24 protein-coding genes are annotated in these 23,803 nt (G+C 32.6%); 20 read left to right on the top strand and 4 right to left on the bottom strand.

Annotated elements, in window-relative coordinates; translation table 11 throughout:
* The first annotated feature begins 43 nt into the window (after positions 1–43).
* The 10 genes from B5X47_RS00875 (at position 44) to B5X47_RS00830 (ending at position 8,527) form a co-directional block, all read left to right on the top strand.
* Complete coding sequence (locus tag B5X47_RS00875) at positions 44–1,771, top strand: recombinase family protein (RefSeq protein ID WP_079588353.1); 1,728 nt, start codon at positions 44–46, stop codon at positions 1,769–1,771.
* Between the two features lie 265 nt (positions 1,772–2,036).
* Positions 2,037–2,489 (top strand): NUDIX hydrolase, encoded by a 453-nt coding sequence (locus tag B5X47_RS00870; RefSeq protein ID WP_330395719.1) that lies wholly within the window; start codon positions 2,037–2,039, stop codon positions 2,487–2,489.
* Between the two features lie 413 nt (positions 2,490–2,902).
* Positions 2,903–3,127, top strand: coding sequence for a transposase (locus B5X47_RS00865; RefSeq protein ID WP_079588351.1), 225 nt, complete (start codon positions 2,903–2,905; stop codon positions 3,125–3,127).
* A gap of 80 nt (positions 3,128–3,207) precedes the next feature.
* The gene (locus tag B5X47_RS00860; RefSeq protein WP_079588350.1) at positions 3,208–4,053 is read left to right on the top strand and encodes a KilA-N domain-containing protein; all 846 of its coding nucleotides are present in this window, start codon (positions 3,208–3,210) and stop codon (positions 4,051–4,053) included.
* 174 nt (positions 4,054–4,227) lie between these two features.
* The gene (locus B5X47_RS00855) at positions 4,228–4,632 is read left to right on the top strand and encodes a GFA family protein (protein WP_079588349.1); all 405 of its coding nucleotides are present in this window, start codon (positions 4,228–4,230) and stop codon (positions 4,630–4,632) included.
* Positions 4,633–4,701: 69 nt separating this feature from the next.
* The gene (locus tag B5X47_RS00850; protein WP_079588348.1) at positions 4,702–5,214 is read left to right on the top strand and encodes a dihydrofolate reductase family protein; all 513 of its coding nucleotides are present in this window, start codon (positions 4,702–4,704) and stop codon (positions 5,212–5,214) included.
* Between the two features lie 140 nt (positions 5,215–5,354).
* Positions 5,355–5,765, top strand: a complete 411-nt coding sequence (gene arr, locus B5X47_RS00845) for an NAD(+)--rifampin ADP-ribosyltransferase (RefSeq protein WP_013361847.1) — start codon at positions 5,355–5,357, stop codon at positions 5,763–5,765.
* A 246-nt stretch (positions 5,766–6,011) separates the two neighbouring features.
* Entirely contained in the window at positions 6,012–6,932 is a 921-nt protein-coding gene (locus B5X47_RS00840) for an ABC transporter ATP-binding protein (RefSeq protein ID WP_079588347.1), read from the top strand.
* A gap of 1 nt (position 6,933) precedes the next feature.
* Positions 6,934–7,770, top strand: a complete 837-nt coding sequence (locus B5X47_RS00835) for an ABC transporter permease (protein WP_079588345.1) — start codon at positions 6,934–6,936, stop codon at positions 7,768–7,770.
* Positions 7,771–7,927: 157 nt separating this feature from the next.
* On the top strand, positions 7,928–8,527 hold the full coding sequence (locus B5X47_RS00830) for a flavin reductase family protein (RefSeq protein WP_079588344.1): 600 nt from the start codon (positions 7,928–7,930) through the stop codon (positions 8,525–8,527).
* Here B5X47_RS00830 and B5X47_RS00825 read toward each other — a convergent pair.
* Positions 8,504–9,829: a metallophosphoesterase gene (locus B5X47_RS00825; protein ID WP_079588343.1), complete on the bottom strand. Its 1,326-nt coding sequence runs from the start codon at positions 9,827–9,829 to the stop codon at positions 8,504–8,506. The genes B5X47_RS00830 and B5X47_RS00825 overlap by 24 nt on opposite strands.
* Positions 9,830–10,043: 214 nt before the next feature.
* On the opposite strand from B5X47_RS00825, the gene B5X47_RS00820 reads away from it, so the two are divergent.
* Positions 10,044–10,844, top strand: a complete 801-nt coding sequence (locus tag B5X47_RS00820) for an EcsC family protein (RefSeq protein WP_079588342.1) — start codon at positions 10,044–10,046, stop codon at positions 10,842–10,844.
* Between the two features lie 26 nt (positions 10,845–10,870).
* On the opposite strand, the gene B5X47_RS00815 is transcribed toward B5X47_RS00820, so the two are convergent.
* On the bottom strand, positions 10,871–11,392 hold the full coding sequence (locus B5X47_RS00815; protein WP_079588341.1) for a YdeI/OmpD-associated family protein: 522 nt from the start codon (positions 11,390–11,392) through the stop codon (positions 10,871–10,873).
* 247 nt (positions 11,393–11,639) lie between these two features.
* Here B5X47_RS00815 and B5X47_RS00810 point away from each other — a divergent pair, with 247 nt between their 5' ends.
* The 7 genes from B5X47_RS00810 (at position 11,640) to B5X47_RS00780 (ending at position 21,226) form a co-directional block, all read left to right on the top strand.
* Positions 11,640–12,128, top strand: a complete 489-nt coding sequence (locus B5X47_RS00810; protein WP_079588339.1) for a DUF6323 family protein — start codon at positions 11,640–11,642, stop codon at positions 12,126–12,128.
* Positions 12,121–13,479 (top strand): DUF6179 domain-containing protein, encoded by a 1,359-nt coding sequence (locus B5X47_RS00805; protein WP_079588337.1) that lies wholly within the window; start codon positions 12,121–12,123, stop codon positions 13,477–13,479. Before B5X47_RS00810 ends, B5X47_RS00805 begins: the two co-directional genes overlap by 8 nt.
* 118 nt (positions 13,480–13,597) lie before the next feature.
* Positions 13,598–13,987 carry a VOC family protein gene (locus B5X47_RS00800; protein WP_079588335.1) on the top strand — a complete coding sequence of 130 codons (390 nt, stop codon included), beginning with the start codon at positions 13,598–13,600 and terminating at the stop codon, positions 13,985–13,987.
* Positions 13,988–14,181: 194 nt separating this feature from the next.
* Positions 14,182–14,883, top strand: a complete 702-nt coding sequence (locus B5X47_RS00795) for a zinc ribbon domain-containing protein (RefSeq protein ID WP_079588333.1) — start codon at positions 14,182–14,184, stop codon at positions 14,881–14,883.
* A 19-nt stretch (positions 14,884–14,902) separates the two neighbouring features.
* On the top strand, positions 14,903–15,322 hold the full coding sequence (locus tag B5X47_RS00790) for a hypothetical protein (protein ID WP_079588332.1): 420 nt from the start codon (positions 14,903–14,905) through the stop codon (positions 15,320–15,322).
* Positions 15,323–15,378: 56 nt separating this feature from the next.
* A complete protein-coding gene (locus B5X47_RS00785; RefSeq protein WP_079588331.1) occupies positions 15,379–16,479 on the top strand; it encodes a zinc ribbon domain-containing protein in 1,101 nt (366 codons plus the stop codon).
* Positions 16,480–16,495: 16 nt separating this feature from the next.
* Entirely contained in the window at positions 16,496–21,226 is a 4,731-nt protein-coding gene (locus tag B5X47_RS00780; protein WP_079588330.1) for a hypothetical protein, read from the top strand.
* A 26-nt stretch (positions 21,227–21,252) separates the two neighbouring features.
* On the opposite strand, the gene B5X47_RS00775 is transcribed toward B5X47_RS00780, so the two are convergent.
* Both B5X47_RS00775 and B5X47_RS00770 read right to left on the bottom strand, forming a co-directional pair.
* A complete protein-coding gene (locus B5X47_RS00775) occupies positions 21,253–21,627 on the bottom strand; it encodes a VOC family protein (protein WP_079588329.1) in 375 nt (124 codons plus the stop codon).
* Between the two features lie 38 nt (positions 21,628–21,665).
* Positions 21,666–22,097, bottom strand: coding sequence for a MarR family winged helix-turn-helix transcriptional regulator (locus B5X47_RS00770; RefSeq protein ID WP_079588328.1), 432 nt, complete (start codon positions 22,095–22,097; stop codon positions 21,666–21,668).
* 271 nt (positions 22,098–22,368) lie between these two features.
* On the opposite strand from B5X47_RS00770, the gene B5X47_RS00765 reads away from it, so the two are divergent.
* Both B5X47_RS00765 and B5X47_RS00760 read left to right on the top strand, forming a co-directional pair.
* Positions 22,369–23,238: a response regulator gene (locus B5X47_RS00765; RefSeq protein WP_079588327.1), complete on the top strand. Its 870-nt coding sequence runs from the start codon at positions 22,369–22,371 to the stop codon at positions 23,236–23,238.
* Complete coding sequence (locus tag B5X47_RS00760; protein WP_079588326.1) at positions 23,229–23,687, top strand: chemotaxis protein CheX; 459 nt, start codon at positions 23,229–23,231, stop codon at positions 23,685–23,687. The genes B5X47_RS00765 and B5X47_RS00760 overlap by 10 nt, the downstream gene beginning before the upstream one ends.
* Positions 23,688–23,803 lie beyond the last annotated feature (116 nt).

The following is a 23,803-nucleotide window of genomic DNA, read 5'->3' as shown; positions in this document are numbered from 1 at the left end:
TTCGGCTATACTGTGTCGTAACACATATAAGGAAGGAGAAGCCATGGCAGAAGTACAAGTTATAAAAGCCAGTGAAGGCAAAGTCAATCGCCGAACTGGGAAAATTATGGACCAGTTAAGGGTGGCAGCTTACTGCAGAGTCAGTACCGATTCTGATGAGCAACTCAGCAGTTACAACTCACAAGTGACTCATTACACCGACTTGATTCATAAAAATGAAGCCTGGGAATTCGTCAATGTCTACGCAGACTTTGGTATCTCGGGCACTCAGACTAAGAAAAGAACTGAATTCCAAAGGATGATCAAAGATGCTAAAAATGGTCTCATTGACATGATCATCACCAAAAGCATATCCAGATTTGCCAGAAACACCATTGATACCTTGGAGCATGTGAGGGAGCTAAAAGAACTTGGCGTAGCCGTTAGCTTTGAAAAAGAAAATATTAATACCCTTACTTCCAACGGAGAACTGATCTTGACCATATTGTCTTCTCTAGCCCAAGGGGAAAGCGAATCCATATCCCAAAACACCAAAATGGGACTGAAAATGAAAGCCAAGCAAGGAGAAATGATCGGCTTCAATTCTTGTATGTGTTATGTTTATGACACAGAAACAGGTAAGTTGATTCTTAACGAAGAAGAAGCTGAAACCGTAAAATTTATATTTAAAAGATATGTGGAAGGGGCTGGTGCCCATACCATCGCAAGAGATCTAGAAGCTAAAGGCATCAAAACCAAGAAGGGCAAGGACAACTGGCATGACAGTGCAGTAGCGGGCATTATACGAAATGAAAAATATGTGGGCGATGTGGTCATGGGTAAAACCTACACAGTTGATCCCATCAGCAAGAAGCGAATTGTCAACTTTGGGGAGCAGGACAGGTACTACATCAAAGACCACCATGAACCTATTATCTCCAGAGAGCTTTTTAATAAGGCTCAAGAAATCAGAGAAAAAAGAAGTAGACGTACCAACGATGGTAAAATCAAACGTCACAGTATGGAATATCCGTTTAGCAATATTATGAAATGCAAATACTGCGGTGGAACCATCATTCGAAGGTTATGGACTTCAGGTAAGAACCCAAAATTCGTTTGGTACTGCCATCATGCAGCGAAAAAGGGCAAGAAGTTCTGCCCACATTCGAAAGCCATACCAGAAGAAGTATTGGAGCAATCCTTTGTGAGAGCCTTCAATGCTTTATGCAAAGACAATGAAAAAATCATAGACGAATTTCTAGACAATCTATCTAAAAGCCTTGAATACCGTGAGCACGAAAAGGAAATTAAAAAACTAAACGACAACATCAACAAGCTTTACAATCAACGAAATCAACTGGTGGATTTGCTACTAGAACAAAAAATCAACAAAGACGTATACGATCAAAAGTATGCAAAAGTCTCTGAAGAGATTGAAATTGCAGAAGGTGAATTACAGGCGTATAATGAAAACAACGAGTTTGGTGAGGACTTCAGAAGCAGGCTTCTCAGCTTCAAAAGGATCTTCGAAAAGAAGAAAACCATGGAAACCTTCGACGGTGAAATCTTTAGAACCCTGATCAAAGAAGCCTACATAGGCGAGACGGATGAAGCCGGAAACCCACTACCACAAACCATCAACTTTGTATTCAAAACGGGGCTGAAAATCAACATTTCGCCCCTGTTTCCTAAAGAGTCACCCCCAGAGGACGACCACGCATGTGGAGAGTATAATTCTGATGACTTATTGTGGTTCAGAGAAGAAATGATAGAGATCTACCACGACATATAGTGGTTTAGGTCAAAATTTGGGTCAAAAATCGGTGAAAAAAGACCGTTTTTTGACCCTTGAAAATAGGGCAGTTTACAGATGACATATGGTAATTTGAGTGATGACAGATCAAAAATGGGAATATTAGGTTGATAAATGGATGGATGATTTATATACTGTAGATGAACATAAGCAGTTAAATGCGAACCAACTAAGTATTAGTAGAGGGTTGCGAATAAAGGAAATTTGCCTGAAAAGTAGAATTTAATTGCATACTTTTAATAAAGTGGGGTATAGTATGAAACTAAAAGTTAAGTTTTATAATGAGATTAACGATAAAGATTTAAAGTTTGCTGTAATTATGGCTAGATATGATAACAGATGGATTTTTTGCAAACATAAAGAAAGAGAAACTTATGAAATGCCTGGTGGTCATAGAGAAGTAGATGAAACTATAGTAGATACTGCAAAACGTGAACTACAAGAAGAAACAGGAGCAATTGAATTCGAAATTCAACCTATTTCAGTGTATTCAGTAACAGGGAAAAATCGTGTTAATAGTAATGGAAATGAAACTTTTGGAATGTTGTTTTATGCAGAAGTCCATTCTTTTAAAGATACTTTAGAAGATGAAATTGAGAAGATTGAGTTTTTTAGTAACTTACCAAGTAATCTAACATATCCAGAGATTCAACCCTATTTATACACTAAAGTAATTGAAATAAAGGGGAAAAAATGAGCGTAATTTATACTTAAAGTTAAGACGAATTCTTTATATTTAGCGTCGTATCAGTTGATTTATGTTCAACTGAAAAATATAACTAATGAACAATGTTTATCGTACCGATAAATAGGAATTTGTGGAGGTGAGAAAATGACATATATCCTTTGCATGATGATTATTATTCTTGGTGTTGTAAATGTCAATTCCAAAATGCATTTTTTTGAGAATCTCAAAATGTACAATTATTAGAATTTTATGTACAAAAAAATCTAGTTTTTATTATTCATCTTTTTTTCTAACAGGTCCATTTTATCTTTTAAGCGATATGATTGACCTGTTATTTTTATTACTGTTGGATAGGTTACACTAATTTAGACATAAAATACTAGGACTTGATAAAATAAATTAAATTAATTTGGAGGTTTATCATGTCTAATACAAATAAAAGGTATAATGAAGAATTTAAAAAGCAAATTGTAAAACTTATAAATAGTGGAAAAAATATAAATGAAGTTGTTAAAGAGTATAACATTGCTAGACCCACTGTAAATAAGTGGGTAAAAGACTATTCTTCTTCTGGTTCTTTTAAACTAAATAAAAAGATGATTTACACAAACGAGAACGCTTGTTCTAAAATCGCGAATGATTTATAATAAAGGATATAGAACGACGTTTTTATGCCATGAATTAAAGAAATGTGTCAATTGATGTTTTGAATGTAGGAGGGTTAGGCATGTTAAAAAAGCCAATCAAAGAAACCATTCATGCTAAAGGAATAGATATTTCAATTTACAGTGAAGATTTTCATAATGAATACATTTCACTTACAGATATTGCAAGATATAAAAGCGATGAACCAAATGATGTAATAAAGAATTGGATGCGTAATCGGGATACTTTAGAATTTTTAGGTTTATGGGAAAGCTTACATAACCAAGATTTTAAACCCGTCGAATTCGACGGGTTTAAAAAAGATGCAGGTTTGAATGCATTTACAATGTCTCCCCAAAAATGGATTACAACCGTTAATGCAATTGGTATTGTTTCAAAATCAGGGCGATATGGCGGTACATTTGCACATGCTGATATTGCATTTGAGTTTGCATCTTGGATTTCGGCTGAGTTTAAACTCTATATTATTAAAGACTATAAGCGATTGAAAACTGATGAAAGTAGCAGACTCTCATTAGGCTGGAATTTAAACCGTGAAATCTCGAAATTGAATTATAAAATTCATACAGATGCCATAAAAGAGAATTTGTTGCCACTTGAATTGACAGCTTATCAAATATCTATGACCTATGCTAGCGAAGCGGATCTGCTCAACGTAGCACTATTTGGAAAAACAGCGAAAGATTGGCGTGAAAAGAATGTAAGTCAAAAGGGAAATATGAGGGACTATGCTACTTTGAATCAATTGTTGGTATTGGCGAATATGGAAAGCTATAATTCCATTTTGATTGAGCAAGGTAAGTCGCAAGCTGAAAGGTTACAATTATTAAATCAATTGGCAATACGTCAATTAAAAGCAATAGAAGAAATAGGAACGAATGAAATCAAGAAATTAGAAAAACGATGAGTATTCTTATGATTTTTTTAAAAGAATACATTTCCGCCAAGGAATTACTGTGCCTGAGCTTCATCATTTTTGCCTTTATTCTTGAGAACTATATTGATAAGTTAATGATGAATTAAAATCAATCAGTAGGAAATGGCTAATCAAAGATTAAACTATTTGAAGGGAGATTTACTTATGATATATAAAGGATCATGCCTTTGCGGTGAAGTTACTTTCGAAATAGAAGGAGATTTTGATAATTTTTATCTCTGCCATTGTGAGCGATGTCGAAAAGATACAGGTTCAGCGCATGCAGCAAATCTGTTTTCTTCTACAGCTAAGTTAAAGTGGCTATCTGGCCAAGATAAAACTAAAACTTTTAATTTTCGTTTAGAAGGGCATATAAAAAGTTTTTGTACTAATTGTGGGTCGGCTCTGCCAAATATACAAATGGATGGAAGATTGTTGGTTGTTCCTGCAGGATGTATGGACAGTGATATAAATATTAAGCCACAGGGACATATCTTTTATGCAAGTAAAGCAAACTGGGATACTGACCTTGAGAAAGTACCAAAGTTTCAAGAACTTCCAAATGGATAAAATAAGAATTGAGGGTAGTAATCTTTTCTTAATATTTAGAAAAGCATATTTTCAAAGGAGGGTTTAATCTTGAGTGTATTTTTTTATGGTTGCATCACTATGGATGGTTATCTTGCCGACAAGAATCATAGTTTGGACTGGCTTTATCAGACAGGTTCTGTAGAAGAAACTGATTATGAAAGCTTTTATAGCAGCATGGATATTACGTTAATGGGAAAAAGGACATTTAGTGAAATTGAAACTATAGAAAATGTTAGCAGTATTTATGCTACTACTAAAAATTATGTTTTCACTCATGCAGATTCCTTATCAGTAGAGGGGTTTATTCCTATGAATACAGATGTGGTTGATTTTGTTCAGGGAATAAGTCCTGATAAAAATATTTGGGTAGTTGGAGGAAACACTTTATTAGCTCCTCTTTTAGATAATGATATGGTAGATAATATAATAATTCAAATTGCTCCAGTGTTATTAGGAGATGGAGTGCCACTATTTTCGCAAAAAGAATCATTAAAGAGGTTTTACTTGAAAGAAGTAAAAAAATATGGACAGTTTGCTGAGCTTGTTTATAGTAAAATATAAAAATTGGGTTTTGAATATATGTGATTCTATTCCTTTGCTTTAATTATACTATAATTTGCAAATTCTTTATAGTCTACTTTGTTTGTCTTTTCAGTACTATAATGGTATATGCAAATTAAAAATATAAGAGGTGAATCAATATGAATAGTGATGTTATAGATAAGGGACCATTTTTTCATGGTACAAAAGCAGAACTGAACGTTGGAGATTTGTTAAAACCAAATAATTTATCAAATTACCAAAATAAAAAATCTAACTATATATATTTTACTGCGACATTAGATGCAGCTAAATGGGGTGCTGAATTAGCGAAATCTAATTCAAAAGAGAGAATCTATCTAGTAGAACCACTAGGGGAATTTGAAAATGACCCAAACTTAACTGACAAAAAATTTCCTGGAAATCCAACACGTTCCTACAGGTCTAAATATCCTTTGAAAATAATAGCTGAACTCAGCTCATGGGAAAGACATTCTGATGAAGAAATAAATAATATGCTTTCAGCTTTAAAAAAATTGAGCGATGAAGGGAAAAATGTAATTTACGATTAATTACGAGAAGGCTTTTAATCAGTTATTGAAATAGAAAAATATCACATTTTTTAGAAATACTAAATAAGAATTCCGCCCTATTGGTTAACAGGGTGGAATTCTTATTTTAAGACAAGATAAAGCTTATCATTAATCTTTCTTGGATTTTAACAATTGATTTAATTCATGAAGTTTCATTATATCAGATATGTGGTATATTATGTTTATGAATTGCTACAAAATAGATTGGAGAAGGTAAAGATATAAATGAGACCAATAATAGAGGTAAAGAATTTCACAAAGAAATATGGTGATTTCATAGCTGTAGATGATATTTCCTTTACAGTAGAGGAAGGTAGCGTATTTGCTTTTTTAGGCCCAAATGGGGCAGGGAAAAGTACAACTATAAATACCCTGTGTACTATTTTTGAAAAGACTTCAGGAACACTTTTAATTGAGGGAAAAGATGTATCTACTCAAAAGGACGAGGTAAGAGCATCTATAGGAGTTGTATTTCAAGACTCCACTCTTGATTCTAAGATGACAATTGAAGAAAATCTCAAAATGCATTGTGTTTTCTATAATATTCCCAAAAATGAAGTAGAAGAAAGGATGCACTTTGTTTTGACTCTAGTAGATTTATTAAATGAGCGAAAAAAACTAGTAGGAGCTTTATCAGGTGGGATGAAGCGCAGGGTAGAAATTGCAAGAGGATTGATTCATTATCCTAAGGTTTTATTTTTAGATGAACCTACTACTGGACTAGATCCTCAAACTAGAGCTCATATATGGGAGTATATTTTGAAGCTTCAAAAAGAAAGGAATATCACTATTTTTCTTACTACACACTATATGGAGGAAGCGGAGATATGCAACAAAATAGCTATCATTGATGGAGGCAAAATAGTTGCCCATGATACTCCATATGCTTTAAAGAAAGAGTTTACAAAAGATAAAGCATATATAAATGCCAAGAATGAAGCTGAGCTAGAAACTTTACTTGAAAAGCATAAGCTAGAATTTGTGAAAAAAAAGGGATATTACAAGGTAGATGCAGAAAACATCCATCAACTATTACAGGTTTTAAGCTTACAAAAAGATAACATAACTGATATTGAGATAAAAAAAGGGACGTTCAATGATGTATTCATAGAAATAACTGGCAAAACAATCAGGGAGGATGCATAATATGAATACAGTATATGCATTGTGGAAGAGAGGACTCAAAGCCTTTGTGAGAAATAGGACAGGACTTGTTTTCTCACTTTTATTTCCATTTTTTTTCGTTTATGTTTTTGGAGCTATATTTAAAAATGATTTTATAGAGGACCCTATTACTTATATGCTTTCTGGAGTAATAATAGCTACAGTGTTTGAAAGCTCACTAAATCTTGCTTCATCGACTGTTGACGATATGGTAAGCGGATTTATGAAGGAGGTTTTAGTTTCACCAGCCAAAAGAATTGCTGTAGCAGTAGGGCAGCTTTTATCAGCGGCCACTGTATCGACGGTACAAGGACTTATGATTTTAATAATCGGTTTTTTTGTAGGCATTAGATTTACATCGTGGACTACCCCTGTATTTGTTCTTTTAGCTATGATTTGCGTTGGGCTTGTATTTTCTGGTGTAGGGCTATATCTAGCAACTATAGTTAGAAGTGGCCAAACCTTCCAAATAGTTAAAACTGCAGTGACAATGCCGTTGACATTTTTGTCTGGAGCATATATTCCTATATCAATGCTTCCAACCTCTTTAAAATATATAGCATATCTTAATCCTATGACATATGCGACAGCCTTTTTTAGGATGATAGTATTAGAAAAAACTCATTTACCAACTATCGAGCTTGCAAATGAAGGACTAGTAATTGATGTAAATGGATTTATTGTTACTCCTTTTATGTCTTTTGTTATTATTTTAGTAATAGGGCTGATTTTTTTACTACTGTCTACAAACTCTTTTATTAAAACAGATTTCTCGAAAATCAATAGAAGCTCTAGTGATGCTAGTGATTTATGGGGTTAAACACATTAATAAAATTCAATTAAATTAATATTGCTATTGAAAACAAATGTTAAAAAAAGCATTAAGAGATTTATAGTTTTTTAATGCTTTTTTATATTTATCATATATTTGGTATATTTAGGTTTTATAAAGTAAATTGAAAAGGATGATAATATATATGTCAAAAAAATTATGGAAAGCTGGAAATATGGTGTATCCACTACCTGCAGTTATGGTAAGCTGTGGTAATATGGAGCGTCCAAATATTATTACGATAGCGTGGACAGGGACTCTTTGTACTAATCCGCCATTAGTATATGTTTCAATAAGACCTAGTAGATATTCGTATGACCTGATTAAAGACAGTAAGGAATTTGTAATTAATCTAACAACTGATAAGCTTGCAAAAGAAACTGACTTTTGCGGAGTGAAATCTGGTAGAGATTTTGATAAATTCAAAATCAATAAACTTACACCTATAAAAGGAGATTTTGTAAGTGCTCCTATGATTGAAGAAAGTCCTGTTAATATTGAGTGCAGGGTAATAGAAATTAAGGATTTAGGTTCTCATCATATGTTTATGGCTGAAGTTTTAGGTGTTCATGTTGACGAAAAATATCTAGATGCCAAAGGGAAATTCAATCTTTCGCAAGCAAATCCAATTTGCTACTCTCATGGAACCTACTATGGACTTGGAAATTCACTGGGTACCTTTGGTTATTCCATTGCAAAGAAAAAGAAAAAAAGAACAGATTCAATTGGAAAAAGGAATAAATAAAGTATTGTTGTTTTCGAACTCATCATTTAGCATGCTAAGAACATATTCCTGGGCAAAGCAACTTGATACATTTTTTAAAATACTAAAGCCTTCAGAAGCTGTGATATTAATTAAGGCATTATTTCTAAAACCAGAGAAATACATTTTGTTCATTTCAACTATAACGCTATAAGCTTTCTCCAAATCTTCATCATTTAATTCATCTAGTTCAGCTAGGCAATCTTTATATTGATTGCAGCATTGCTCCATGAATACACATATGACATAATTCTTAAAGGCTTCTTTATCGAATTCAGTTTCTAGTTTATCCAGATTGATGCCTTTTGTATTATAAGTATAGCCGTTAGCTGGACTGAACTTAAGTGTTCCATATTGATTGGGATAAACAAGGGCACTGCTAGTTCCGATGTCATAAATTGTAGTTTCATTTTTTGTAAATGATTTGATGTCTTGGATATGGATGTGCCCAGTAAGTACTAGGTCAATATTGGCATTTATAAAGCTATCTAAAACTTCGTCTTTGTTGTTTACAGTATAGCTATCATTGAAAATTTGACTGTGCTCAAGAAGATTATGATGCATTACTGCCATTAGTTTTGCATTATTTTTTTTTGCTAGTTCACTACAGTTATTTATCCAAGTAAGAGTATTTTTTGAAAGTTCTCCACCTTTAATAGGATATAGATTTTTTGATTTTTCATTAGAAATTGTGGAGTCGAGCATAAGAATCCACAAATCTCCAGAGGCAGCAACCAAATAGCTTGCAGAACTTTTATCTGTTGATATTGCTTGGCTGTATCCATATTGATAATAAATATCTTTCCAGTCATTAGATGAAATATTGTCAGTTTTTATGACATCAGAGCCTATAAATTTTCTAGACCATGGGTTTTCTATATCGTGGTTTCCTGGAACGACTAAAACCTGAGTTCCTATTTGTTCTATTTCATTAAGTAATTCTGCTAGCTCAATATGACTTTCTTTATCTCCACTAGTTGTTAAGTCTCCAGGAAGAATAAGAAAATCAGGTTGTTCTTTTCTTATATCTTCTTTGATGCTAGTTATTATTTCTGTGCTGTATTTAATCAATTTTCCGTCGCTAGTTGCAAGAAAATTTTGAAAAGCTTCTTTGTCATCGTAGATTGATTTTGAAAAGTGATGAATATCTGGAACTATAAAAAAATCTATATTTTCTTGAGTTTTTATATAAGCCATATCGCTAGAATAATCAAGCTTATTGCATGCAACTAATAAGCTTGTAATAGTAAAAGCTATTGATAAAAATTTTATGAATTTGAGCATGGATTACACCTCTATTCATTTATAAATCACTATAAAACCTTGGATTTATTAAACTATGAAAATACTTTGTTATATTATTACCCATACATAAAATTGGGTACTCATATAGTATGCTTAAGTTAAATTTATATGAATAATATTGTTGTTCTATTTTTCAGAATTATTTATTGCTTATTTGGAAATTTAAAATATTAAGAAATAGAAGGTGGTTTTTATGTCTAAAGAACTGAGCAGGCAATTTAAGCGACTTAACAAAAAAGAAGAAAAAATTTTAAATAAAAAGGAAAATAAGCTCATAAAGTCAAAGGTTACCCCTGTAATGGATAAAGTGCAGGATAAAATCCCTGAAAAGCTTAAGGAAACATTGGAATCGGCATTTTTCAAAGGATTTCAGTTAGTTTTTGAAAAAGGAAATATAGTTATAGAAAAAACTTATAACAAAGATAGGCTTATGTCTGATTATGAAGTTAACAATTATATCTTAGATAAAAATATGAATCGGAAAAGTATAAACAAGCTGGATAAATATGCTAGAGATTCTAAAAGATTAAATACTTCATCATCCTTTATAGAGGGGAGTGTTTTAGGTTTTTTTGGTGTGGGTCTTCCTGATATTCCTATATTTATTGGAGTGATAATGAAGACGATATATGAGATTGCACTTAATTATGGATATAAGTATGATAGTGATGAGGAAAAAGCATTTATTCTTAAACTAATAGCTGCAGCTATGAGTGAAGGAGAGGAAAAGCTGAGATTAAATGATGAAGTATCAATGCTTGGAGACTCTATTGATAAGAATTTAGAAATGAATATTGATTTAGATTTGATGGTGAAAGATACAGCTAAAACCTTATCTGATGCTCTGCTAGTTGGAAAGTTCATTCAAGGTATTCCTTTGATTGGAGCCTTGGGAGGGACAATCAATTATACGATTATCAAAAAAATTGCAAAATATGCAGAAGTAAAATACAAAAAAAGATACCTAGCAAATAAATTGATAATGAATAAATAAAATTTAAAATAATAAATCCTTTAAGTCTATTTCGACAAAAGTACACCACTATTACACACATGAGTTTGTGTGCATCTTGTTTGGTCAAAACAGCATGGTCTTTTCTTCCCAGATTGAAGCATAGAGCATGCTGTTTTTATGCGCTTTTGTCTGGTGACTTCATTCTTAGTAAATCTAATCCATCTTATCCATTCCCATTGAGCTTTGGTAGTTAGCAAATCCCAAGCATCAAGTAGATTTTCGTCCTCTAAAGAATCTATGAAGTCTAGAGGAATTTGAGGCTTAAACCACTTTGTTTCCTCAAATTCAATCGAAATTTCATCATTTTTATTAGCCTTGATTTTATCCATAAAATCATCACTTACTTTGAACCAGTGACTTCCAGAACCATCAGGCTCTAGCTCTACTTCAAAAATGCAGTTATTTATTCGAGCTTTTATTATTAGCATACCTCTTGAAGATAGCTTATTGCTAATCGCTTTTGGTAAGTGAATTATATTCCAAGAATTGATATTGATTATATTTGTTCTAAATATTAATTTTGACATGATAATACTCCTTTTAAACTAATATTGAATTTTTTATACTTATAATTACTTTACCCAGATGAAATATAAATAAAAGCATTAATACTTTTGCTAAATTTTTTTGCAAAAAAAAGAAGCTATAGAAATAGCTTGCTAAATCTCGAAAATGAGATATAATTTAAATATATAGAATTGTGAACAAATTAATCCAAATTTATCATAACACATTTATTTTTGTATGTCAATATAATTTATAGGAGAAATTAATATGAATTTTGAACTTTCGTTATTAAACAGTAATTTGCTTTTGAAGCAAGCAGTTTCAGAAGTTTTGTCATGTAATGATATAACAGAAAAATATAATCTACTATTAACAAACACCCAAGCAGCAGCATTAGTAGAAACGAGAGTGACGGCTTTAAAAGATAACGGAAGAATGGAGTTTGGAGCAGGCGTGATTGAAAAAATCATTTTAGCATTTTGTGATTCTCCATACATTTCCATGCACAATTACGAAGAGACGATCTATGAGTTATTAGAAATATTTTATTATTATAAAAATGAAACTAATGACTTAATGAGCGATGATGAGCTTATAAAATTTATGAAGATTTCATATGATTCAATATGTCAAGGTTCACTCGAGCTATTATCGGGAAGAGAATTAAATAATCTAGCTAGAACACTAAGATATGTGTACAAAGAAAAATTTACAGAGGATAAGACGGATTTGGATGAGGAGGATTCACTTGAATAATATTGAAATAGTTAAAAAAATTAATATAGACTTCTTAAAAAGCGAGGATTATTTTCAGTCTCTTTTAGAAGAGGGTTTTAGAGTTAACCTTCTAACAGCAAATGAGGTAGAGAGTATACAAACTGATTGTTTATTGCTATTAGCAAAACAAACAGAGAAGTACAACGGCTCAGAAAGTAGCTCAATAAAAATTGAAGCAGCTTCCCAGCTACTTTCCTCGATTTTATTTACACTCGGAGTATATCTAAAAACCTATGAGAATCCAGATTTAGCCATAGAAGATATTAAAAAAGAAGGAATTTTTAATATTTACACTAAAGGTTTAAAGCAAATAGATAAGCTAAAAATAACTTCAAAATTGCTCCATAAATCAATCTTGAGAAAATTGGTAAAAACAGATAATGTGTTTTATAAATCAACAATTGAAGATGGGATAAATGGATTTTTTAAGTTATATTACCCAGAATTTGGAGCTCATGAAATTCATATCACTGCAGATTATCCAGTGCATCAGAAAATGGAACCCTTAAAAGGGATTGAATTTATAAATAAATATTTAGAATGGATATATTATGAAAACTTATTTTGTTCTTTTTTTTCAAGTGAAGACATCCATAATCTTTTAAGTGGTTATGATAAAAATTATAGTGATATCCCTTTTAATATTTATGAGATAGTACTATTATCAGCTTTAGGATGTGAGCTTATAGGTAAGGACTATAGACATTTAGAAATAGATGATAGCTCTTTAGAAAAGCTATTTATTATTTTTAATAAAAAATCTAAAATTCAAATTCAGGATATACTTAAGTCAGGGTTAGAAGGACTTAGAAGGGATTTAAATTTAAATGAATCCTTGATGAGGTATTTAAAGAATAGCTTGAATCAGCTTGCAGTTTTGATTGAAAATTCAATTATAAACAATACCTTGGATAGAGTTTTTGTTGTTCCCAGATATTATGATAATTCAAACAAGCTTATAGTTTCTTTTGGAATAAAAATGGACGATGAAAAATACAGAAAAATCATAGATGAAATAAGGCAATGCAGACATTTTTCGGATAAGAAAAATATTTTAAAGCTAGAAGTTAATTCTCTAGGAGATTTAGAGGATGTTTTAATAGATGCGGATTTAACTGAAGATGAAATTCTAAGAATACTAGATGAATTAAATTTAGGAGAAGTAGCGGCACTGGCTAAAAGAAATTCGATTACATCAATTGATTACGAACCGAGTAGTAAAAGTAGCAATAATATATTGGCAGAAGCTTTAGACACATATAAAGCTGTATTATCTACACAAGAGCAGGAAAAGTTTACTAAGTTGATTGAAGTAATTGTAATTGGATAAAATCATAATTAAATATATCTATATTGATAAAATAGATTTTCAGTGCATAAATGACAATCTATAGCCTAATACTTTATAAAGACTTAGTCATATTTTTCTTTCGGAAAGGATAATGAAAATGAACATTGAACACATTGCTATTTGGACTTCAGATATTGAAAGGCTAAAGCTTTTTTATATAGAATATTTTGGATGTACTTCAGGAAGTAAATATATTAATTCATCCAAATCCTTTGAATCATATTTTTTGATGTTTGATTCAGGTTGTAGACTAGAGCTTATTCAAATGCCAAGTATTCCTTTGAACTTAAATAATAGCTTTTCGCAGTATCTTGGGTTAATTCATTTTGCTGTTTCAGTGGGAAGTAAAGAAAAAGTGGATGAGCTTACCACTAAATTAAGAAGTGATGGGTATGAAATTGTAGGAGAGCCTAGAGTAACAGGCGATGGCTATTATGAGAGCTGCATTTTAGATCCAGATGGGAACAGAATAGAAATAACAATTTAATGTAAAGCAGTAAAGCAGCCCCAGGTATTTGGATATGCTCTCTCTATGGTAGATAGTTTAAATAATAAAACTGTTTCTATGGCGGGAGCATTTTTGTTTTTTGATTAATAAGCTATAAATAAATATTTGGTTGATATATAGTTTCTCAGTGTTGTATCATGGTTAATATAGTGATAATCGAAGGAGGGGCTAGAATGAAATGCATATCATGTAGCAAAGAAATAAAAGATGGAAGTGTGTTTTGCGAATTTTGTGGAAGTCAGCAACTAGAAGTAAGTTTACTTGATGAATCTAAGGAAATATCCAAAGGAGAAGATGGAGTATATAGATGGGTTTATGAGCTTAATATGTGGACTAATCCAGGGATATTAATTACTTTGCTAAAGGTAGTTCTACTAGCTACAGCATTTCCAACTCTGCTTGTTAGCCTTTTAGAATTATTTGAAAGAGGATTTAGTGAAGCTATTGAGGCTTTTGTAACCGTAGGAGGTATTGCTGGAGGAATTATGGTTGGCCTTGCAATAATTGCTTACATAATAATAGCAGTTCTAAATGGAGGAAAATATTGCGTGGCTTTTGAAATGGATGAAAAGGGAATTAGACATATCCAAATGGATAAACAATTTAAGCGTTCTCAGGTTCTGAGCATGATAACAGTTCTAGCTGGAGCGCTCGCTAATAACCCAACAGCTATGGGAGCGGGCTTGCTTGCAAATGCTAAAAAAACCTCATATAGCCAATTTTCTAAGGTTAAGAATATAAAGGCTAAAAGGAATCTAAATATAATATATGTAAATGAGAGCTTTGAACGAAATCAAATTTATGTAAGTAGAGAAGATTTTAACTCTGTATATGACTATATAGCTAAAAGATGCAAAAAGGCAAATATTAAATAACCTTTAGGAGTAGATAGTTATGAAGAATGTAGCCAAAGGAAGTATTTTCGGAAAGATTATTTTATTTATAGTTGGACTTATGCTGATTCTTATAGCTAGTATCAATATACTATTATTTATTTTCGGCGATACATCAACTGCAAATATTTCAACTAGGAGAGTTGGAGGATCAAATGATTCATATCCAGCAGAGAGTAGATATGAGTGGTCTGTAGATTATGATTTTCTAGCATCAGATGGAAATGTTTATAATGGAACATCTACGCGAAGAGGCTCTGATATGGGTGTAAAGGTGGAAAATACGGTTTATTATTTTAGCTTTCAGCCTAGACTTAATTCGTTATCCAGTGAGGTTAGACCAAATGCAGGACAAATAATTATGATGCTTTTAGGAGGGTTTTTACTAAGTGTTGCTTTTAAAAAAAGCAATTACTCATAGTAGGAATTAAATCAAATATCATTAATAGTATTTAATTAGAACTGGGGGATAAAAATATGGGCAGTATACTTAAGTATGATAATAATGAAATTTCTAAGTTATATAAAGAAAATAGCTATAACAAATTGGCACAAATTCTAAAAAGAACATATAAAGATGAAAATAAATTAAGCTCTGACCTTGCAGACGTTGATGAAACTATAAAAAAATTGATGCTCTATCCATTTAGCCTTAGCTATATTACTGGTGTGACCGATGAGGATAACTTAATTTTCACTACAGTTATTTCTAGACTAGATAGCTTAGGTTTTTATTTCCAGAATACTGATAATAATGAATCGACTATAAAGCTTACCTCTCCAGATGAAATATCTTCATATTTTAGTGATTTATTTACAGCTGATGAAACCATCGAAACAAGAACACAGCTTACTATGAGTACCTTGGGATTTTTATGCCTTATGGCTATTGGAGATGCTCTTAAAAGAAAATATCTAGAACAGCTACTTTTTCATGTACCAGATAGCTATGATGTCGATGCCTCTGAAATAAAAGATGTTTTTGGATTTTCACTTGAAAGCAAAGATATTAGATGGTTCCTTCCGTTTGTTACTGAAGCATTTGGACCTTTTGACAACCTATCCCTAGGGGATATTAAGAACATTGAAAAAGGTTTGAAAGAGCTTGAAAATCTAGAAATATTAAAACTTCTTAATCAAAAGATTCAATTTACGGAAACAGGATACAGGCTATTAGGACTGATGCTAGAAAAAAGAAATATGATTTCTTTTAGAAGCTTGTTTTTTGAAAATAATCAACTAGCGCAAATGCCAATAGCTTTCATCAAATATGACAAAATTTTATATTATATTATGCCGATAGCTGATGAAGATAAAGTCGTTTTAAAATGTATAAATAAGGAAAAGTTTTGCGAATTAATAGAGATGGTTATTGCACCGGGAGATGAGCCTGAAATTATAATAAAAGAATTTAAAGAGCCTGCTAGTGCTACTGAGACTAAATTAAATGAAGCCGATAAATCTGAAGCTCCTGATGATAAGCATGTGGATACGAAATTTTGCAGATATTGTGGTGCTAAAGTAAAAATATCGGCAAAATTCTGTACTAGCTGTGGAAAATCACTTGTAAGCAAATAAATTTTGGAGGTGAATTATGGCTGAAATTCAAAAGCAATTAGATACAGCCACATTGGGGCCAGCAGGTTTTTTGTCAAAAAGCATAAGCTCAGCTTTTAGTGGAATAGGGCATATTCTAAAATCTCCAAAGCTATTACTTCCTACTATCGTATTGTCAGCAATCTGGATAGCATTATCTTATCTTAGGCTTAATAATCCAGATAACGAGGTTGTAAAGATACTCAGTATTCTTACTTTTGCTCAAGGTGGGATGTATGCAGGGTCTATAGGAGCAATAGGAGGAGTTTTTGGAAAAGCCCTTATTTCATGGCTAACAACTAGTTTACTTATGCCTTTTCTTTCAGGTAAAAAAAGTGCTAAGCCAGTTCAAATGAAAATTGGAAGCGCTTTTAGAATAAATACTGCAAGAGGATTTGCATTATTTATTGCTGGAATAGGGACTGCATTAATTTTATATAATTTTAAAACAGGCAACGGAACAACTGAAAATGGAGCTATAGCAGCAGCATCTATTGTAGCTGTTATTAGATCACTGAGAAATCCAAGAGGATTTATAGTAGAGCTTATTAGGTCCTTTTCAAAAGGAAGAATGAGTAGAAAAAAAGCCAGCAATTTTGGTGGGGGCTTAATCATAGGGTATGTTGCATCAATTTTAATAGCTTTGTTAGCTTCGATAACAGGACCACAATGGTATATTCTTGGAATGGGCTTGTTAATTTTAAGCATGGTTATTGCGACTTTGTTTAGGGGAAAAAGAGCAGCAGCTAGAACTGCTAGTGTATTTTTAATAGGAATTTTTAGTGTAGCCAGTATTTTTCCTTTTACGAAGCTAGGTTTCGCACAAACAAATTGGCAAGAACCATTTGAAGCTTATGGATTTAGAAATCTGCCAGCTCAGGAATCTACACTTACCCAGCAACAGGTAGATTATAATATGCTAATAAAAGAAAAGCCTCCTACTGGAATAAAATTTACACCTGTAGCAATCACAATAGGAGAAGGAAGCGGCGAAAAACAAATTCTTTCCTTATCTGAAAATTACTCAGAGGTAACACCAAATAGTTCTACTAGGATGCCACTAGAATCAGTAAGTTTAGAATATAGTGATGATAAGTATGATTTTTCTGGAGAATATACTATTTCAAATAATAATGGCAATTGGTCAGCAAACAGCGACATATCGTTTAATTTTGAAGGATATGGAATGGGTACAGCTATTGGAGAAACAGTTAGCTACAGTGGGTTTGATAGTCAAGAAGGAAGCTTCAATTTTTTTATAGGAGCACCACATTTTTATGTATCTCAATATGAATTTGTAGATTTGATTAATCCAAATAATCTATACGCTGAGGTACATTTAAAATTTTTAGTAAGTGAAGCTAAAGAGTCTTGGCAAGCAGATTTCTATGGAAAAGCTACGATACTACTTAGAATTGATGAAATTACTTTTGATACAAATGAAGCTCCACCTTTAGCTACAGGAAAGTGGATGCACAAAGAAACCAACTACTATGCCTTTGTAGATGAAGGTTCTAATCAAACAAGATTAGAGTATTTTAATGGAACATTTAGAAATGAAACAGGAGTTATGGAGGATGGTAAGACTCTTTATCACCGCTATAGTGAAAACAATAATTTGCAGGCTGACTATGTAGCTGAGTTTTCATCACTTGAATCTTCCTATGACAGTGAAGCTCAGGTAAAAATTGATGTAAATGCAAATATCATGCTTAATGGAGGAAGCCTAGATCAAGAAGAACCTAATTCTAGAGTTATTTTTGGAGGAATAATTTCTGGTAAGCGTATGGAACAATTTAGCATGTCTGATCCTAACTTTTATGATTTGGGAGCTTTTACGTATTCTAATAAAACTCTAAGTGGCAATATCCCTCAAGGGGTAACGCTAGGGCAAGAGATAACGATTGAAAGAGTATTAGGTACGTATTTTTGGCCACAAGCTATAGTTATCGCAGATACCTATGTTTGGGAAGCAACTGTAGCATCTGGGGCTGAAGAAAATAATGAGGATGAAGACCTAATAGAAAGTGAAGGCTTTCCTTGGGAGGATTTTGAATCAGGAGATTATGATTGGAATGAAAGAGCTTCAGAAGATGAAATGGCTATGATAAATATAGCTTCAACACTGGGAGCTATAATTGGAGCTGGAGCTGCTTTAGCAGGTGGGTTTGGAGGATTTACTCCAAGAGGTCCAGGAAACTTAAACATACCAGGAGGCAAATATGATCCATCTGATGGAACCTTAGTTGTTGATTATCCAGGAGGCTCTCAAGAAATATATGTTCTAAATCCAGAAACTGGAGATTTTGAAAGCAGTTATGGCTCAAGGCTCAGCACTGATGATCTTGATAAGGCAAGAAGGGATTTAGAGATAGATAAAGCTATTGCAAAAGCCGAAAGCCAGCTAGTAGCAGAAAGAAATGATGGTGATACTGGTTATTGGAACAGGTTAAATCAAATAGAAAAATTAAAGCAGAAGTATATTAAAAGCAGTGATGAAGATAATAATCTTTCTAGTCACATGGCAAAGCATTTACAAAAGATTCAAGATAATATAAATAACGGAAAAGGTATAGATGAAAAAGCTCTTGGAAGATTGAGAGATTTCCATGGAAGATTTACAAGAGGAGAAATTTCAAGCTCAAGTCAAATACCAGGAGAATACTCTAGTTATGAGCATGTGAGAGATACCTTAGATTTGACAACTGAAGAAGTTGCAAGAGGAGAAACTGGATTGGCAATTTCACTGAGAATAGTAGCTGGAATAGCTACGGCTGGAAAATCTGAGTTTGGATTTGAGATTGCAAAATCTGTATATACTACAAAAGACTATGTTAATCAAGGAATGGATAATTGGTCAGATATAGCAAGAAAACTAGCAATACAAACAGTTGCAGAAGAAGGATTTGGTAGAGTTGTGGGAGCAGGGCTTGATTTTGGAGGAAGTGTAGTAAGTTCAGTTGCCAAGACTGCATCAGATGCACTTAGTACTACAAAGCTTGGAAGTGCGGCTTTGAAAAAATTAAGCAATGTTTCAAGCAAGGTTGGAGATTTTCTTGGACAGGATATAGTTAAAACTACTAAGGATATCTTTGGGATGGGACCTAAAGTGGCAAACGAAGCAACTCAATCAATGAAATTAGCAAATGCGAAGCTAGCAAAGGAAGCGATTCAAAATGCAAATAAACAATTGGATGATGCGGTCAAAGCAGCATCTAATCAAAGTGACGACTTAGCAAAAGCAGCGAGTAGTAAAGCTGACGATATGTCAAAAACAGCCGCAGCCAAAGCTGATGATGCGATAAAGGTGCAAAAAACAAATGCTAGTGATTCTATTGCAAAGGAGTCTGATGAAGCAGCTGAAAGTGTAGCAAAACAAGCTGAAGAAAAAGCTGCAGAGGCTAAAAACGCTTCTGACTTAGTAGACCCTCATGAAAGGGCTGCAAAAAAATGGAATGATGCAATGGATAAAGGCAAGCAAGATGCTAAGAAGGAAATTCAAAAATATAAGGAAGCAAATAAAGGGATTAAATCTGAGACTAGCAAAAGAGATGAGCTATTTAGAAAAGGTCAACAGATTGGAGACCAAAAGGTTGCAAATCTAAAAAGAGCTCAAGATAGATTAAGCTCTCATCCTAATGCAAAGGATGCAAAAGATGCATACGATGAGGCACTAAGAGCTGTTCAGCAGGATAAGTATGCAATGAACTCTTTGAAGGAATACAAAGGACCAGGAGCAAATGAGCTTAGAGGAAAATTCAATATGAGAAATGAACAGCATACTCAAGCAGCTCTGCAAAATACTAGAGAGCGCTTGGCTCAGGAGCATGGTGTGAATCCAGAAGACATTAAATTTGTAGAAGCAACAAATACTCCAGGTGCTGGAGGAGCTTCAAAATTAGATGCATCAAAAACAGCTTCAAAATTGGATTCAAGTAGATATACAAATCCTAATTATAAAGGCTCAGTATCTGCTGATGATATGGTTTCGAATTCTGCAAGATTTAAAAGCGTTCCTATGGATAAAGATGTTACAGGGCGTATTTATAATAAAAAAACTGGCGAATGGATTGATATCCCAAAAGAAGATGTGCAAAGGATATATAATCAAGAGCTATATAAGACTCATCATAATGGGAAATTGCCGACAACAAATATAGATGCAAGAGAAGTTATAGATGAGAGTGCGATTAAGGATTTTGCTAAAAAAATGGATCATACAGTAACCGATAGAACTGGAGCAGATGCATTTGGAAGAGGAGATGCTGATTTAAGAAATATATTAAATAAGCAGACTAGAGAAGTAAAACAGTTTGAGGACATAAGTTCAGTGACAAAAACTATGGAATATAAATCGAATGAGTGGTTTGCAGAAGCTGAAAAAATGAGAGAAGAAGCAATGGAGCTAGTAATTGACAAAAATAATCAAGCAGCAGTTGACAAGCTATTAAGACAAGCTGAATCCACACAGGCTGAAGGGGTAAGACAAATGGTTAAGATGTTTGATGACCAAGTAGCTCAGCAAATAAAAGCAGTAACGGCAAGTGGAAAGAATGTAAGAATTCCTGAAAAGCTTGTTAAATCTATGAAAATATTAGATCAAATTGGTAAGCCAGATGGAATAACAATGGCTCAAGCAGAGGATATACTAAAAAATATGAATACATCTATTGAAGATGTAGCTCAGCAGTCATCCTCGTTAATGGAAGTAATAGCAAAATTTAAGTAATATACAAAAAAGTTAAGCCTTTTGGCTTAACTTTTTTGTATAGAGCCCTCTACGAGCTGAATATTCATACCATTTGGATCCTTTATATAAATGAATTTTATATTAGGGTTTGGCTGAATAGGTCCTTTTAAAATAGGAATATTTTTTTCATTCAAAACTGAGATTATTTTATCAAGCGAGACAACACTAAAACCCCAAGATATATCTTCTCCGATTTCGATTGAACTTTTGCCAGCGTTTTCTATTAACTCAATTTTAGTACTTTGATTTCCTAAAAAAGCAATTTCTGTTTCAGGTCCTGCTTTGAATCTATTAGTAACCTCAAGCTCTAAAAGCTCAACATAAAACTTAATGGATTCATCCAAATTTTTAACATTTAAGGTACTCCAAATAAAAGCCACTATTTATCACTCCTTATAAAATATTTATGGATACAATTTTAAAAATCGGCATTATTATAAAGAAGGTTGAGCAAGTCTTTAAGCTCTTGCACTTTTTCTGGGGATAAACCATCGGTTAGCTTTTCTGTGATGGAGTAAGCTATAGGAACTAAAGTTGTTCTAAGCTTTAGACCTTCATCGGTTAGAAAAACGTGAAAAGATCTTCTGTCAGTAGGATGGGGAACCTTATATATAAGTTTTTTTTCAAATAGCTTTTCTAAGATTCGATTTGTGTTTGGTTTATCCTTATAGATTATATCTGAAATTTCCTTAGGAGTAATAGGCTTATCTATAGAAACGCAGTTTAGTAATGACCATTGCTCAGGAGTCACATCATAGTCTTTAAATTCTTGGTGAAGCCTACTTTTTAGCTTAGTATTCGTTCTGTTTAAAATAAATCCAAGCGAATCTTCTAATATGTAATATAACAAAGTTATCCCAACCCATCCTTAAATCAAATTTTAATAATTATTGATTCTACCACACATTTAGTATTCTTTTCAAATGAATAATATAATATTTTGAAAAAATTTTTTGAATATTTATAATCTATAAAGAATAATTATGCATAACTGGGATTTTTATTTTAAGTTTTGAGAATAAAGTAGTGTACTTTTTTATGTTTTTAGCTTAAAAATCCTGTATAATGGGTATAAAATCACAATAGTTTATATATGAACATATTCGGTGGGTGGTGAAGTAATGAGCAAATTAAAAGCAATGATAGTGGATGATTCTAGCTTCTCAATAACAATATTAAAATCATTACTGGAAAAAAAAGGTTTTGAAATAGTGTGTGAAGCTCAAAGTATAGCTGAAGTTAAGTCTGTGATATTAACTTGCAAGCCAGATTTAGTAACTATGGACATGACTCTTTCAGACGGAGATGGTATAGAGGCCACAAAGCTAATCCTAAATCACTGCCCGAATTCCAAAGTGATGGCGATAAGTGCAATGATGGATGCAGAAATTATAAAAAAAGCTAAAGATGCAGGAGTAAAATCTTATATACAAAAACCAATAGATGAAGATGAGTTTAATTCAGCAATAGATAAGCTTTTTGCTGGAGAAGAGCTATATAGATTGCTTTCTGAAAATTACTTTGGAGCATTCAGGGAATCTTTGATAAGCTATTTAAAAAGATTGGAAGCATCCCCATTAGTTCAGAATGAAGAACAAACAAATGAAAATATAAAATCCAAAAAATCTTCAGGTATCTCTGTTACTATTGGTATTATAGGAAGGCACTGTGGAAGATTGGTTATTGATATGTCAGACGATACTATTATAGAGTTGGCAAAAAGAGCCTTGAACAAAAGTGAATTAGCCAAGGATGAAATGATAGCTTTTTTTGGAGAGTTTGGGAATATAGTGGGAGGAAATGCTTGCTCGATGCTGAACACTTTTAATAGAGGTCTTAGTCTTAGAGTTTCTCCACCTACGATTTTTCATGGGAAGGATTTGACTATCTCAATTGGAGAAATAAAGAGCACTTCCTTGGTTTTGCAAAGTAATGCTGGAGAAATATTTATGAATATTGGTTTTCAAAGGGGGGATGATGAGTGGATGTAAGATTGATTAACCCCTTTATAGGTGCGGTTACTGGAATAATGCCACAAATTGGATTTTCTAACATAACTAGAAAAGGAATAAGTCTTAAAGAAAAAAAGTTTATGGTGAGTGGCGTTGTCTTAACACTTGGAATTGTTGGTGATAAAAAAGGTAATGTGGTTTACTCTATTGATATGGATGGAGCTAAAAAAATAGCTTCTACAATGATGATGGGTATGCCGGTAGAGGAACTAGACGACATGTCCAAAAGTGCGCTTTCTGAATTATCAAATATGCTTACTGCTAATGCAAGTATAAATTTTTCAAATGATGGAATTAATGTAGATATATCTGTTCCGACTATGATGTATGGAGAAGAAATTGAAATTAATTTGCAAAAAGATAATATTGTTTGCATCGACTTCGATGTAGATGGAATAGTGCTTTCTGTTAATGTAGCTTTAGATTAAAACACTTTAAAACACCATTAACTAACTTGATTATTTTATTCAAGTTAGTTTTTTATTTAAATTTTTTTATAATTTACTTTATTTTTAGATTAATTATAGTTATAATAAAACTAAAT

Source organism: Acetoanaerobium noterae (assembly GCF_900168025.1).
Lineage (GTDB): Bacteria > Bacillota > Clostridia > Peptostreptococcales > Filifactoraceae > Acetoanaerobium > Acetoanaerobium noterae.
Note: the sequence above shows the minus strand (reverse complement) of the source record. Positions and strands in the feature narration are given on the sequence as shown.

Excerpts from the sequence above, each read along its gene's own strand:
- arr (WP_013361847.1), top strand. The coding sequence starts at position 5,355 with ATGAATAGTGATGTTATAGATAAGGGACCATTTTTTCATGGTACAAAA.
- B5X47_RS00875 (WP_079588353.1), top strand. The coding sequence starts at position 44 with ATGGCAGAAGTACAAGTTATAAAAGCCAGTGAAGGCAAAGTCAATCGC.
- B5X47_RS00855 (WP_079588349.1), top strand. The coding sequence starts at position 4,228 with ATGATATATAAAGGATCATGCCTTTGCGGTGAAGTTACTTTCGAAATA.
- B5X47_RS00810 (WP_079588339.1), top strand. The coding sequence starts at position 11,640 with ATGAATTTTGAACTTTCGTTATTAAACAGTAATTTGCTTTTGAAGCAA.
- B5X47_RS00820 (WP_079588342.1), top strand. The coding sequence starts at position 10,044 with ATGTCTAAAGAACTGAGCAGGCAATTTAAGCGACTTAACAAAAAAGAA.
- B5X47_RS00765 (WP_079588327.1), top strand. The coding sequence starts at position 22,369 with ATGAGCAAATTAAAAGCAATGATAGTGGATGATTCTAGCTTCTCAATA.
- B5X47_RS00825 (WP_079588343.1), bottom strand. The coding sequence starts at position 9,829 with ATGCTCAAATTCATAAAATTTTTATCAATAGCTTTTACTATTACAAGC.
- B5X47_RS00785 (WP_079588331.1), top strand. The coding sequence starts at position 15,379 with ATGGGCAGTATACTTAAGTATGATAATAATGAAATTTCTAAGTTATAT.
- B5X47_RS00840 (WP_079588347.1), top strand. The coding sequence starts at position 6,012 with ATGAGACCAATAATAGAGGTAAAGAATTTCACAAAGAAATATGGTGAT.
- B5X47_RS00780 (WP_079588330.1), top strand. The coding sequence starts at position 16,496 with ATGGCTGAAATTCAAAAGCAATTAGATACAGCCACATTGGGGCCAGCA.
- B5X47_RS00815 (WP_079588341.1), bottom strand. The coding sequence starts at position 11,392 with ATGTCAAAATTAATATTTAGAACAAATATAATCAATATCAATTCTTGG.
- B5X47_RS00860 (WP_079588350.1), top strand. The coding sequence starts at position 3,208 with ATGTTAAAAAAGCCAATCAAAGAAACCATTCATGCTAAAGGAATAGAT.
- B5X47_RS00835 (WP_079588345.1), top strand. The coding sequence starts at position 6,934 with ATGAATACAGTATATGCATTGTGGAAGAGAGGACTCAAAGCCTTTGTG.
- B5X47_RS00795 (WP_079588333.1), top strand. The coding sequence starts at position 14,182 with ATGAAATGCATATCATGTAGCAAAGAAATAAAAGATGGAAGTGTGTTT.
- B5X47_RS00830 (WP_079588344.1), top strand. The coding sequence starts at position 7,928 with ATGTCAAAAAAATTATGGAAAGCTGGAAATATGGTGTATCCACTACCT.
- B5X47_RS00800 (WP_079588335.1), top strand. The coding sequence starts at position 13,598 with ATGAACATTGAACACATTGCTATTTGGACTTCAGATATTGAAAGGCTA.
- B5X47_RS00865 (WP_079588351.1), top strand. The coding sequence starts at position 2,903 with ATGTCTAATACAAATAAAAGGTATAATGAAGAATTTAAAAAGCAAATT.
- B5X47_RS00790 (WP_079588332.1), top strand. The coding sequence starts at position 14,903 with ATGAAGAATGTAGCCAAAGGAAGTATTTTCGGAAAGATTATTTTATTT.